This window comes from Klebsiella sp. PL-2018 (assembly GCF_019048985.1).
In the GTDB taxonomy this organism is placed as follows: Bacteria; Pseudomonadota; Gammaproteobacteria; order Enterobacterales; family Enterobacteriaceae; genus Klebsiella; species Klebsiella michiganensis.
This window is the reverse complement of sequence record NZ_CP077673.1, coordinates 2,582,241-2,594,113: the sequence shown is the minus strand read 5'-3', so window position 1 is coordinate 2,594,113 and position 11,873 is coordinate 2,582,241. Positions and strand designations below refer to the sequence as shown.

Below are 11,873 nucleotides of genomic sequence, written 5' to 3'. Positions count from 1 at the left end.
ATGTTACAAAGCATGCGTAAACACGGCATCACGCTGGCCCTCTTTGCGGCGGGGTCTACCGGGCTGACGGCCGCGATTAACGAGCTGACCAAAAGCACCATTGAAGACCAGGCTGCCCAGCAGCAAAAAGCCTTATTTGACCAGGTTATGCCGGCTAATCTTTATAACAACGACTTGCTGAAAAGCTGTTATCAAGTTACCGCCCCGGCGCTGGGAAAAGGCCAGCACAAGGTTTGGATCGCTCAGGATGGCGAAAAACCGGTGGCTGCGGTGATGGAAGCCACCGCACCGGACGGCTATTCCGGGGCCATTCAGCTGCTGGTGGCCGCCGATTTTAAAGGTACCGTGCTGGGTACCCGCGTCACCGAACATCATGAGACGCCGGGGCTGGGCGATAAAATCGAACTCAGAATTTCCGACTGGATCACCCTCTTTGCCGGTAAAGTGATTCATGGGCAAAACGACAGCCACTGGGCCGTGAAAAAAGACGGCGGCGACTTCGACCAGTTTACCGGGGCCACCATTACCCCGCGCGCGGTGGTCAATGCCGTCAAGCGCGCCGGCCTGTACGCACAAACGCTGCCCGCGCAGATTTCCGCATTCACTCCCTGTGGAGACTAAATCATGAGCGAAGTAAAAGACGTTATTGTTCAGGGGTTGTGGAAAAACAACTCCGCGCTGGTTCAGCTGCTGGGGATGTGTCCCCTACTCGCCGTGACCTCGACCGCCACCAACGCCCTTGGCCTTGGGCTGGCGACGACGCTGGTGCTCACCCTGACGAACCTGACTATTTCCAGCCTGCGCCGCTGGACGCCGGCGGAAATCCGTATTCCGATTTACGTCATGATCATCGCTTCGGTGGTGAGCGTCGTGCAGATGCTGATCAACGCCTACGCGTTCGGCCTCTATCAGTCTCTGGGGATCTTTATCCCGCTGATTGTCACCAACTGTATCGTGGTTGGGCGCGCTGAGGCCTTTGCCGCGAAAAAAGGCCCGACGCTGTCGGCGCTGGATGGTTTTTCCATCGGTATGGGGGCAACCTGCGCGATGTTTGTGCTCGGCTCAATGCGTGAAATTCTCGGCAACGGTACCCTGTTTGACGGTGCCGATAGCCTGCTCGGCAGCTGGGCTAAAGTTCTGCGCATTGAAGTATTTCATACCGATACGCCGTTTCTGCTGGCGATGCTGCCGCCGGGGGCATTTATTGGCCTCGGCATGATGTTGGCGGTAAAATACCTTATCGATGAACGTAGCAAACAGCGCAAAGCTAAAGCGGTACAAGCCGATGTCGTTGCGCCGTCTGATGTGACGGGAAAAGCCTGGAATGAATAAGAGTAAACGCCTGGAGATCCTCACCAGGCTCAGGGATAACAACCCGCACCCCACCACGGAGCTGAATTTTCACTCGCCGTTTGAATTATTGATCGCCGTCCTGCTCTCGGCGCAGGCCACCGACGTCAGCGTCAACAAAGCGACGGCAAAACTCTACCCGGTCGCCAACACGCCGGCGGCCATGCTGGCGCTGGGCGTTGAGGGCGTGAAGTCGTATATCAAGACTATTGGCCTGTTTAACAGCAAAGCAGAAAACGTCATCAAGACCTGTCGTATCCTGCTTGAGCAGCACAATGGTGAAGTGCCGGAAGATCGGGCGGCCCTTGAGGCGCTTCCCGGCGTCGGCCGTAAAACCGCGAACGTGGTACTCAACACCGCCTTCGGCTGGCCGACAATCGCCGTCGATACGCATATCTTCCGCGTTTGCAATCGGACACAATTTGCGCCCGGTAAGAACGTTGAACAGGTCGAAGAAAAGCTGTTAAAGGTGGTTCCAGCGGAATTTAAAGTCGACTGCCATCACTGGTTAATCCTACACGGTCGTTATACCTGTATTGCCCGCAAACCGCGCTGCGGCTCCTGCCTGATAGAAGACCTTTGCGAGTACAAAGAGAAGGTCGATCTCTGAACACGCACCGCGTCATTATCCATCAGGGTGATGACGCTGCTTTTCCCCCGCCTTCATCGACATTCACGCCATCATTTTCGCGCTGTTGCGGGTGATTATGCGGTTATATAATCATCGGCCAGCTTATTCATTTTTTTTAGAGGCAAAATTTCTATACATTTGTGATCGAGATCACCTGGTCAATTTATTGTTGATTTAATGTTAACGCTTTTGCGTGCAAACCTGCTGATTCAAATACCCTTAAGTTAAATACCAAAACAATAACCCATCAATTTTTAGGATTACGGGCTATATCACTGGATGCAAGCGCATACAGCCGAACATATCGCCATTATGCGAAAAACTTCGGATTCCAACAGATAAAAACTCTCCCTTTGGCTAAACCTTGAAATTTAACTCTGAATAACATTTGAGTAGGCGGTGTATTATGCCGCATGGAATATGTGTAACAGATTATTGCAAAGCTATTGCCTGAAGGGGCAGGATAGTGAACATTACCTGCCGTTTTCCCTCCAGAATAACTATAAAGGCGGCGGTCTGAGAAGATTGCGCCCCGAACACCCCCCGTTAATATGGGATGTAAAAAAAGAGGTATTTGTGTCGACTGCAAACAATAAACCAACAGAAAGCGTAAGTTTAAACGCTTTCAAACAACCACGTTCGTTCTATCTCATCTTCTCTATTGAGCTGTGGGAACGTTTTGGTTTCTACGGCCTGCAAGGGATCATGGCCGTTTACCTGGTTAAACAGCTGGGTATGTCAGAAGCGGACTCTATTACTCTGTTCTCCTCCTTTAGCGCCCTGGTCTACGGTCTGGTGGCGATTGGCGGCTGGCTGGGCGACAAGGTGCTTGGCACTAAGCGCGTCATCATGCTCGGCGCAATCGTTCTGGCTATCGGCTACGGCCTGGTGGCGTGGTCAGGGCACGATGCAGGCATCGTATATATAGGTATGGCGACGATTGCCGTCGGTAACGGCCTGTTTAAGGCTAACCCCTCTTCCCTGCTCTCAACCTGCTATGAAAAGAACGACCCGCGTCTGGACGGTGCATTTACCATGTACTACATGTCCATCAACATCGGTTCTTTCTTCTCTATGCTGGCCACGCCATGGCTGGCGGCGAAGTTCGGCTGGAGCGTCGCTTTCGCCCTGAGCTTTGTCGGCCTGGTGATCACCATCGTCAACTTCACTTTCTGCCAGCGCTGGGTTAAACAGTACGGCTCGAAGCCTGACTTCGCCCCGCTGCAGATAGGCAAGCTGCTGGCGACTATCGTTGGCGTGGTGGTTCTCATCGCGATTGCAACCTGGCTGCTGCACAACCAGGGTATTGCACGTATGGCGCTGGGCGTGGTTGCGCTGGGCATCATCGTTATTTTCGCTAAAGAAGCCTTCGCGATGCAGGGCGCGGCCCGTCGCAAAATGATCGTCGCTTTCATCCTGATGCTGCAGGCGATTATCTTCTTCGTTCTGTACAGCCAGATGCCAACCTCCCTCAACTTCTTTGCGATTCGCAACGTTGAACACTCTCTGCTGGGCATCGCTTTCGAGCCTGAGCAGTACCAGGCGCTGAACCCTTTCTGGATCATTATCGGTAGCCCGATTCTGGCCGCCATTTATAACAAGATGGGCGATACCCTGCCGATGCCGATGAAGTTTGCTATTGGTATGGTCCTGTGCTCCGGCGCCTTCCTTGTCCTGCCGCTGGGCGCTAAGTTCGCCAGCGATGCGGGCATCGTAAACGTCAGCTGGCTGGTGATCAGCTACGGCCTGCAGAGTATCGGTGAACTGATGATTTCCGGTCTGGGTCTGGCGATGGTGGCACAGCTGGTTCCGCAGCGCCTGATGGGCTTCATTATGGGTAGCTGGTTCCTGACTACCGCTGGCGCCAACCTGATCGGCGGCTACGTGGCGAACATGATGGCGGTGCCGGATAACGTGACTGACCCGCTGATGTCGCTGGAAGTTTACGGTCGCGTGTTCCTGCATATCGGTGTCGCCACCGGCATTATCGCCATCCTGATGCTCATGACGGCGCCGAAGCTGAACCGTATGACCCAGGACGACGATAAAACGGCAAAAGCCAGCGATACCGCTACGGCTTAAGCTCCCCGGGAAAACCCATAAATTTAAACCGCTAACGCGCTGTTAGCGGTTTTTTTTTTACCCCTGGGCGGACTAACATACAGGAAACCGCAGCCACGAGGAGTTACCGATGAAACTGTTCTACAAATCCGGCGCTTGTTCTCTTGCTTCGCATATCGCGCTACGCGAAAGCGGGCTGGACTTCACCCTGCAGGGCGTTGACGTGATGAAAAAACGTCTCGAAAACGGGGATGATTATCTGCAGATCAACCCGAAGGGTCAGGTACCGGCGCTGCTGCTGGACGATGATGTGCTGCTGACGGAAGGCGTGGCCATTATGCAATATATCGCCGATCGCGTGCCGGACCGCCAGCTGCTGGCGCCGGTGGGAAGCATCGCCCGCTATCAGACGCTGGAGTGGCTAAACTACGTGGCGACGGAGCTGCATAAAGGTTTTACTCCGCTGTTTCGCCCGGATACGCCGGAGGATTACAAACCTGTCGCTCGCGCGCTGCTGGACAAAAAAATGCAGTACGTGAACGAATGCCTGGAAGATAAAGAGTGGATTAACGGGCACCGTTTCACTATCGCCGATGGCTACCTGTTTACCGTGCTGCGCTGGGCGTACGCCGTGAAGCTGGATATGGAAGGCTATAGCAATATTGCGGCCTGGATGAAGCGCGTTGCCGCGCGGCCTGCGGTAGCCGCCGCCCTCGAGGCTGAAGGGCTGAAGTGAAGCCGATGCTTGCCCGACGCAGGTCGGGCAAGTTGTTCTCACGCCTCTTAAAGCTGCGTGGCGCTGAAGTAGTGCTCCGGCTGCGCGATGCGATCCTGAGCCGCCACAACCTGTAGCTCATACTCCTGCATATTTTTTGTCGCCAGCATGATTTCATACACCGCGGCGGTCACGTGCTCCAGCGCATCGCGCAGTCCCGCGCCCTGCAGCAGCTTAACCAGCAGCAGCCCGCTGGTGACATCGCCGACGCCCACCGGCTGGCGCATGCCAAAATCCACCAGCGGACGGCTGATGTGCCAGGCTTCCTGCGCGGTGACCAGCAGCATTTCAAAACGATCCATACTCAGCCCGGCCCGCGAAAGATGCTTCACCAGCACCACTTCCGGCCCCTGTGCAATCAGCTCGCGCGCGGCCAGCACCGCTTCGTTAACGTTCGCCACCGGATGCCCGCAGAGGATCTCCAGCTCAACCAGGTTTGGCGCAATAATATCGCTCGCCGGCAGCGCATAGCGTACATGAAACTCCGCGACGCCGGGCGCTACGATACAGCCCTTTTCAGGGTGCCCCATGACCGGATCGCAGAAATATTTCGCGGCCGGATTGGCGCTTTTCACCTGACGCACGATGCCAAGAATATGTTCGCCCTGTTCCGCCGATCCCAGGTATCCGCTTAATACCGCGTCACAGCGCTGAAGCTGGTTAATATCGGCAATCCCCTGAACAATTTCCGTCAGATGCGCTGGCGGCATCACGCAGCCGGCCCACTTTCCGTATTGGGTATGGTTGGAGAATTGTACGGTATTAAGCGGCCAGACGTTGGCACCAAGGCGGCGCATCGGAAATTCAGCGGCGCTGTTGCCCGCATGGCCAAACACAACGTGGGACTGGATGGCGAGGATATTCTTCATCTTGATTACCTGAGAGCAAAAAATAAGGGGCGCGGTTTCCCACGCCCCTGCCTTTACGCAATTACTTCCAGCAGACCAGACAGTAATTTTTCTTACCGCGACGCAGTAAGGTGTAGCGACCAAAGAGACGGTCGGCATCAACAAATACGTATTCCGGGTCGGACTGTTTTTCGCCGTTGATGGTCACCGCATTGGATGCGATGGTTTTACGCGCCTGACCGCGGGACGGCTGCAGTTCAGAATCCACCAGCGCCTGCATCAGATCGGCGCCTTTATCCATTTCGATCATCGGCACGCCATCCTGCGCCAGCTGTTCGAAATCGGCTTCGCTCAAATCGCTCAGGTTACCGTTGAACAGGCTCTCGGTAATGCGTTTTGCCGCCACCAGACCTTCTTCACCGTGCACCAGGCGGGTCACCTGTTCGGCCAGCACATACTGGGCGCGCGGTGCTTTACCGCTGTTTTTGTCTTCTTCTTCCAGGGCATTGATTTCAGCCATGTCCATAAAAGTGAAGAACTTCAGGAAGCGATAAACGTCGGCATCCGCGGTGTTGATCCAGAACTGGTAGAACTTGTACGGACTGGTTTTCTTCGGATCCAGCCACACTGCGCCGCCTTCGGTTTTACCGAATTTCGTGCCGTCCGCCTTGGTGATCAGCGGAACGGTCAGGCCAAAGACCTGGTTCTGGTGCAGACGACGGGTCAGGTCGATACCGGAGGTAATGTTGCCCCACTGGTCAGAACCGCCGATTTGCAGCGCCACGCCGTGCAGCTTGTTCAGGCAGGCAAAGTCGTAACCCTGCAGCAGGTTGTAGGAGAACTCGGTAAAAGAGATGCCCTGGTCGTCGCGGTTCAGACGCTGCTTCACCGCTTCTTTGTTAATCATCTGGTTTACCGAGAAGTGCTTGCCGATATCACGCAGGAAAGTCAGCACGTTCATGCTGCCAAACCAGTCGTAGTTGTTGGCGGCAATGGCAGAATTTTCACCGCAATCAAAGTCGAGGAAAGGCGCGACCTGTTTACGAATTTTATCTACCCACTCCTGCACGGTATCTTCAGTGTTCAGTTTACGCTCCGCGGCTTTAAAGCTCGGGTCGCCAATCAGACCGGTCGCGCCGCCCACCAGGGCAACCGGTTTATGGCCGGCCATCTGGAAGCGTTTCAGGCATAACAATGGAACAAGATGCCCCAAATGCAAGCTGTCAGCGGTGGGATCGAAGCCGCAATAGAGCGCGATCGGGCCTTGCGCCAGTCGCTCTGCTAACGCTTCTTCGTCCGTCACCTGGGCTATCAGCCCCCGCTCCTGCAATTGTTTAATCAAGTTACTGCTTGCCATCAAATTCTCCATCTATAAAACGACTGCACCTCTGCCGGTACACGACTTTTCGCCAGACGCGAAAAAAATATCTACGCAAAATTATTCAAGCTGCGTCGCCGCGGCAAGCATGTGAAAGCCCAGGGAACTTACTCAGGTAAGCGACAGAGCCAGGCAGGCGCAGCTAACAAAGATGCAGCTTGAAAAATGAAGCGTATAGAATAAAGCGCCGGGCCACGATGCACCAGCGCTTAACACAACATTTTTGCGTCCTTTATGGCGCCAGTCGGTCGATTTGCCAGCCGCCGTTTTGCCGCTGGTAGAGAAAACGATCGTGCAGACGATGCTCGCCGCCCTGCCAGAACTCCATCTGTTCGATACTGACGCGGAATCCGCCCCAGAAGCTCGGCAGCGGCACTTCGCCCTGCTGGAATTTTTGCTTAAGCTCCAGGAACTTACTCTCAAGGATGCCGCGCGCCGAGATACGGCTTGACTGCTGCGACACCCATGCGCCAATCTGACTATCGCGCGGACGGCTATGGAAATATTTCACCACTTCCAGCGTTGAAAGACGTTCCGCTTTACCGATAACCATCACCTGACGCTCCAGCATATGCCATGGGAAAAGCAGGCTGATGCGGGGATTTTTTTCAATCTGATGGGCTTTGCGGCTGCCGAGGTTGGTATAGAACACCAGGCCTTTCTCATCGTAGTGCTTGAGCAACACGATGCGCTGGTAAGGCTGCGAGTTTTCATCGACGGTCGCGACAACCATCGCCGTTGGGTCAGCGAGCTTTGCGTCACAGGCCTGACGCAGCCAGCGCTCAAAGAGTGCCAGAGGTTCGGCGGGAAGATCGTGGCGACGCAGGCCACCACGGGTATACTCACGGCGCAGGTGCGCGATTTGCTGCAATTCGTCGTTATCAGACATGGCAATTGAGAAAATAATCAAAGGGTAGCGTTATTGTGCGCCCCCATGGCTGAAATCTCAACGTTTGGCGGTTTGCAGCTGACAGTTTTCCAGCACGATACGGTCCCGTTTATAGACGGTGGCGCTATCGCCCTTCGACCAGAAGACGTAAACGCCATCGGTATAGCGCGCACCAGAAGCGGAGAGCCCCTGCTGTAAATTGAGCTGCTGATTATCGTAAATAAAGCTGACCTGCTGGCGAGTATGATTGAGATGGACGGTCAACGGTTTCTGGTCACACTGATACTCGAGGGTGTCCGTATTCATCCGCTCGACAAACTGGTTGTAATAGCTACAGCCCGCCAGCATAAAAGGTACAGCAAGAATAAGAATTTTTTTCATCAATTTGCCTTCGACTTTCCCGGTCCGGGAAGGCATAACGCCCTCCCTCAACGCTGTCCAGTTTACGAAGAAACCGGCGCGGGTGATTTCAGTTAACTCTGATTTTGCGGCGGATTGGCCGGAAAAATCGCGCCAAGCACGGAAGCTTGCGACGCGCCGGTCACGGAAGGGAGATTGCCGGGTAGTCCGGCAAGCGTCCGCCACGCCAGCCATGCGAAAGCCAGCGCCTCCATATCATCACCGCTGATCCCCGCCTCATCGGTCGTCGATACCTCGGTTCCCGGCAGCAGCGCCGCCAGACGGGCCATCAGAAGCGGATTGCGCGCCCCGCCGCCGCATACCAACAGACGTTCACATCCCCCGCTGAGCAGCACCTGTTCACTGATGCTGACGGCGGTCAGCTCCGCAAGGGTCGCCTGAATGTCCTGGGCGCGAAGCCCCGGATAACGCGCCAGATGCTGCGACAGCCAGCCGTAGTTAAAGTATTCACGACCGGTGCTCTTTGGCGCCGGCAGCGCAAACCACGGATCGCTTAGCATATCCTGCAGCAACGGCAGCACAATTTTACCCTCGCTGGCCCACTGTGCGTCTTTATCGAAGGGTTTACCGCACTGACGCCAGACCCACGCATCCATCAGCATGTTGCCCGGGCCGGTGTCGTAGCCGCGCACCGGCAGACCTGGCGCCAGCAAAGAGAGGTTGGCGATCCCGCCAATGTTGAGAACCATTCGACGCTCAACCGGGTGCGCCAGCAGCGCGTGGTGGAACGCCGGGACCAGCGGCGCGCCCTGCCCGCCGAGCGCCATATCGCGACGGCGAAAGTCCCCGACCACCGTCACGCCGGTATGCGCGGCAATCTGGTTATTGTCGCCAATCTGCAGAGTATGCGGCGCATCGCCTGCTGGCTCATGCCAGACCGTTTGGCCGTGGCAGCCGATAGCGATGATGTCCGCCGCCTTAAGCTTTTCCTGAGCCATCAATGCCAGAACCGCATCGGCAAATAGCCGTCCCAGGCGCGTATCGAGCCGCCCCAGCTGCGAGAGAGTCAGCGGCTGCCCCTGGCAGATGGCCAGGATATCTTCTTTAATCGCGATGGGGATGGGATAGGTCAGGCTGGCCTGCTGGGCAACCAGATTTTCATTAATTGCTGCGAGAACAACATCAACACCATCAAGGCTGGTGCCGGACATAACGCCGATAAAGCGGCCTGATTTCATACGCTTTCCTTCATTCCATGACTCTCGTATATCCCCACACTCCATCATAAACGAGGGGGCAAAGCTACGCTGCTATAATACTTTTTAACAATACAAGCAGCGCTGCCGGTTCTTAGGGTAAAGAACTTGTGTTTAGTTTAGGTTGAGACGACTCTGATTATTATTTTTTGTATAGTCGTTGCATCTGCTATGCCAGCAGACGCTTAAATGCCATATAATTGGCTACAAGGAAGTTCAACAGAACGCTTCTTGGTGAACAGGAGATTCATAAATGATTTTACGTGTTTTGGCTGTCTCGATGATTGGTTTTACGCTTGCAGGCTGCGTCAGCAGCAGCGGCCTGTCCGGCGATGTTTACTCCGCATCTGAAGCCAAACAGGTCCAGAGCGTGACCTACGGCACCATTGTGCATACCCGTGCGGTGCAGATTCAGGGCGGAGATGACAGCAACGCCATCGGCGCTATCGGCGGCGCGGTGCTCGGCGGCTTCCTCGGTAACACCATTGGCGGCGGCACGGGTCGCTCCCTGGCAACGGCGGCAGGCGCTGTCGCCGGCGGCGTAGCCGGTCAGGGCGTACAGGGCGCGATGAACAAAACTCAGGGCGTTGAGCTGGAAATCCGCAAAGATGACGGTAACACCATCATGGTAGTGCAAAAGCAAGGCAGCACGCCGTTCTCCGTCGGCCAGCGCGTAGCCATTGCCGGCAGCGGCAGCCAGGTTACGGTCTCCCCGCGCTAAATCTTCTCTCTGCGGCCCGGACGGGCCGCTTATTGATATAAAATACGCATTATTTTCCCATCGTAAATAAATAATTCATATATATTTATATTTTCCTTTTATACATACACTAATTTGCGCCCGCGCAATATTCTGCCCGCCACCATCACGTATTCTCCAGTCAGTATTATTTAAAAGCATTCACGACTATCTTGTCGTTTTACCTTCGCACTTCTCAGGGATGATGACTATGCGCGTTAATATAAAAAGCTTACCCTACCGGATATTTATTTACGCTGTCGCGTGCGGTTTATCCATTGCTGTGGTTAATTTTATCACTACCTCATTAATTCATCGTATCTCTACAACATCATCCATGCTTTTCCCCGTGCTGACTATTTCACTGATGGGTTTTCATATTATGATTGCCTGCTTTATGGGCATGAAATATCTGTGTGATAAAAAACAGCTGTACCTGGCCCCGATAGCCTTCGCGTTTACCTGCTCGGCCCTGCTGATGCTGGGAACGATAGGCAGCTATCCCGACTGGCTGGTCTGTGCTCAGGGGCGCGAGATCAATCAAAATGACGCGCTGATTTTTTATTTTTTCCGCAACGTGATGATGGCTGTTTTATTTATAACCTCAATTGTTTTATATCGCATCCGACACATTACCGGCCACTCAAGAAAAATTCACGGTGCGGTGCTCAGTAGTTGTTTTATTTTTATCACCGCAACGCTCATATTATCGTGGGTTCATTCAAGCAACTCGCCGTTGCTAAGCATTGAATTCATTGACAATCTAACCTACACCTTTACGCCACTATGGCATAATCGCATTGGCTGGCTATTAATTATCATATGGTCATTAACGCTGATTTTACTGATCGGCCTGACTCGGCTGCGTAATATATTCTGGTACAGCGGCGCTTTTTTTTGTACCGCCTATATCTTTACGCTGCTGGTGCTGCTCTCCACGGTTAGCGGTAACGCTCACTCGTGGAATCAGGCGCGACTTTTTGAAACGCTGAGCACCCTGTTTCTGATTTTAATTCTGCTTGGTGACGTTTTTATACTCTATCGCGAATCAAACGAAAGATACGTCCGCTCTTACCAGAACTCGATTCGCGATCCCCTGACCCGGCTGTATAACCGCAGCTATTTCTATGACACCCTGACTCAGCGGTTGTCGAAGGCTTCCGCTTCACAGCCGCTGTCGGTTATCGTCTGCGACCTCGATCGCTTTAAGCGCATCAACGACACCTACGGTCACGTGCAGGGAGATAAGGTGATTCAGTTTGCTGCCAGCGTGTTGCAGAACAACGTGCGCCTGGACGACGCTGCCGCGCGTATCGGCGGGGAAGAGTTTGCCGTGCTGCTGGTGAATATCGGCGCCAACGAAGCGCTGGCAATCGCCGAACGTATCCGCCTGTCGGTCAGCGAGAAGCAGGAGGGATTACCGGAGAGAATGACCATCAGTATGGGCGTGTTCACCACGCAGGATGCGCACGTTTCGGCAGAAGAGTGCGTTAAGCGCGCGGATACCGCGATGTACGAAGCGAAAAACAGCGGGCGTAACCGCGTAGTGGTCTGGCGTGAATAAACAAAAAAGAGGCCTTGAGAGT

12 protein-coding genes are annotated in these 11,873 nt (G+C 54.4%); 7 read left to right on the top strand and 5 right to left on the bottom strand.

Features of this window, described 5'->3' with window-relative positions; translation table 11 throughout:
* The 5 genes from rsxG (at position 1) to gstA (ending at position 4,778) form a co-directional block, all read left to right on the top strand.
* Positions 1 to 621 (top strand): electron transport complex subunit RsxG, encoded by a 621-nt coding sequence (gene rsxG / locus MKleb_RS12010; protein WP_004851434.1) that lies wholly within the window; start codon positions 1 to 3, stop codon positions 619 to 621.
* A gap of 3 nt (positions 622 to 624) precedes the next feature.
* Positions 625 to 1,332 (top strand): electron transport complex subunit E, encoded by a 708-nt coding sequence (locus MKleb_RS12005; protein WP_025105829.1) that lies wholly within the window; start codon positions 625 to 627, stop codon positions 1,330 to 1,332.
* Positions 1,325 to 1,960, top strand: coding sequence for an endonuclease III (gene nth / locus MKleb_RS12000; protein ID WP_004851438.1), 636 nt, complete (start codon positions 1,325 to 1,327; stop codon positions 1,958 to 1,960). Before MKleb_RS12005 ends, nth begins: the two co-directional genes overlap by 8 nt.
* A 597-nt stretch (positions 1,961 to 2,557) precedes the next feature.
* Positions 2,558 to 4,063 carry a dipeptide/tripeptide permease DtpA gene (gene dtpA / locus MKleb_RS11995; RefSeq protein ID WP_032748929.1) on the top strand — a complete coding sequence of 502 codons (1,506 nt, stop codon included), beginning with the start codon at positions 2,558 to 2,560 and terminating at the stop codon, positions 4,061 to 4,063.
* A gap of 109 nt (positions 4,064 to 4,172) precedes the next feature.
* Positions 4,173 to 4,778, top strand: a complete 606-nt coding sequence (gstA, locus tag MKleb_RS11990; RefSeq protein ID WP_004851441.1) for a glutathione transferase GstA — start codon at positions 4,173 to 4,175, stop codon at positions 4,776 to 4,778.
* Between the two features lie 47 nt (positions 4,779 to 4,825).
* Here the strand turns inward: gstA and pdxY are convergent, their stop codons facing one another.
* The 5 genes from pdxY to anmK form a co-directional block, all read right to left on the bottom strand.
* Positions 4,826 to 5,686 (bottom strand): pyridoxal kinase PdxY, encoded by an 861-nt coding sequence (gene pdxY, locus MKleb_RS11985; RefSeq protein WP_025105831.1) that lies wholly within the window; start codon positions 5,684 to 5,686, stop codon positions 4,826 to 4,828.
* A 61-nt stretch (positions 5,687 to 5,747) separates the two neighbouring features.
* The gene (tyrS, locus tag MKleb_RS11980) at positions 5,748 to 7,022 is read right to left on the bottom strand and encodes a tyrosine--tRNA ligase (RefSeq protein WP_004851444.1); all 1,275 of its coding nucleotides are present in this window, start codon (positions 7,020 to 7,022) and stop codon (positions 5,748 to 5,750) included.
* 253 nt (positions 7,023 to 7,275) lie between these two features.
* On the bottom strand, positions 7,276 to 7,932 hold the full coding sequence (gene pdxH, locus MKleb_RS11975) for a pyridoxamine 5'-phosphate oxidase (protein ID WP_004851446.1): 657 nt from the start codon (positions 7,930 to 7,932) through the stop codon (positions 7,276 to 7,278).
* A gap of 57 nt (positions 7,933 to 7,989) precedes the next feature.
* Positions 7,990 to 8,313: a C-type lysozyme inhibitor gene (gene mliC / locus MKleb_RS11970; RefSeq protein ID WP_014229593.1), complete on the bottom strand. Its 324-nt coding sequence runs from the start codon at positions 8,311 to 8,313 to the stop codon at positions 7,990 to 7,992.
* Between the two features lie 92 nt (positions 8,314 to 8,405).
* Positions 8,406 to 9,530, bottom strand: a complete 1,125-nt coding sequence (gene anmK / locus MKleb_RS11965; protein WP_025105832.1) for an anhydro-N-acetylmuramic acid kinase — start codon at positions 9,528 to 9,530, stop codon at positions 8,406 to 8,408.
* 271 nt (positions 9,531 to 9,801) lie between these two features.
* Here anmK and slyB point away from each other — a divergent pair, with 271 nt between their 5' ends.
* Both slyB and MKleb_RS11955 read left to right on the top strand, forming a co-directional pair.
* Positions 9,802 to 10,269: an outer membrane lipoprotein SlyB gene (gene slyB / locus MKleb_RS11960; RefSeq protein ID WP_004851450.1), complete on the top strand. Its 468-nt coding sequence runs from the start codon at positions 9,802 to 9,804 to the stop codon at positions 10,267 to 10,269.
* Between the two features lie 229 nt (positions 10,270 to 10,498).
* Positions 10,499 to 11,851 (top strand): sensor domain-containing diguanylate cyclase, encoded by a 1,353-nt coding sequence (locus MKleb_RS11955; protein WP_025105833.1) that lies wholly within the window; start codon positions 10,499 to 10,501, stop codon positions 11,849 to 11,851.
* Positions 11,852 to 11,873 lie beyond the last annotated feature (22 nt).

Excerpts from the sequence above, each read along its gene's own strand:
- gstA (WP_004851441.1), top strand. The coding sequence starts at position 4,173 with ATGAAACTGTTCTACAAATCCGGCGCTTGTTCTCTTGCTTCGCATATC.
- anmK (WP_025105832.1), bottom strand. The coding sequence starts at position 9,530 with ATGAAATCAGGCCGCTTTATCGGCGTTATGTCCGGCACCAGCCTTGAT.
- rsxG (WP_004851434.1), top strand. The coding sequence starts at position 1 with ATGTTACAAAGCATGCGTAAACACGGCATCACGCTGGCCCTCTTTGCG.
- pdxY (WP_025105831.1), bottom strand. The coding sequence starts at position 5,686 with ATGAAGAATATCCTCGCCATCCAGTCCCACGTTGTGTTTGGCCATGCG.
- MKleb_RS11955 (WP_025105833.1), top strand. The coding sequence starts at position 10,499 with ATGCGCGTTAATATAAAAAGCTTACCCTACCGGATATTTATTTACGCT.
- tyrS (WP_004851444.1), bottom strand. The coding sequence starts at position 7,022 with ATGGCAAGCAGTAACTTGATTAAACAATTGCAGGAGCGGGGGCTGATA.
- pdxH (WP_004851446.1), bottom strand. The coding sequence starts at position 7,932 with ATGTCTGATAACGACGAATTGCAGCAAATCGCGCACCTGCGCCGTGAG.
- slyB (WP_004851450.1), top strand. The coding sequence starts at position 9,802 with ATGATTTTACGTGTTTTGGCTGTCTCGATGATTGGTTTTACGCTTGCA.
- MKleb_RS12005 (WP_025105829.1), top strand. The coding sequence starts at position 625 with ATGAGCGAAGTAAAAGACGTTATTGTTCAGGGGTTGTGGAAAAACAAC.
- nth (WP_004851438.1), top strand. The coding sequence starts at position 1,325 with ATGAATAAGAGTAAACGCCTGGAGATCCTCACCAGGCTCAGGGATAAC.
- mliC (WP_014229593.1), bottom strand. The coding sequence starts at position 8,313 with ATGAAAAAAATTCTTATTCTTGCTGTACCTTTTATGCTGGCGGGCTGT.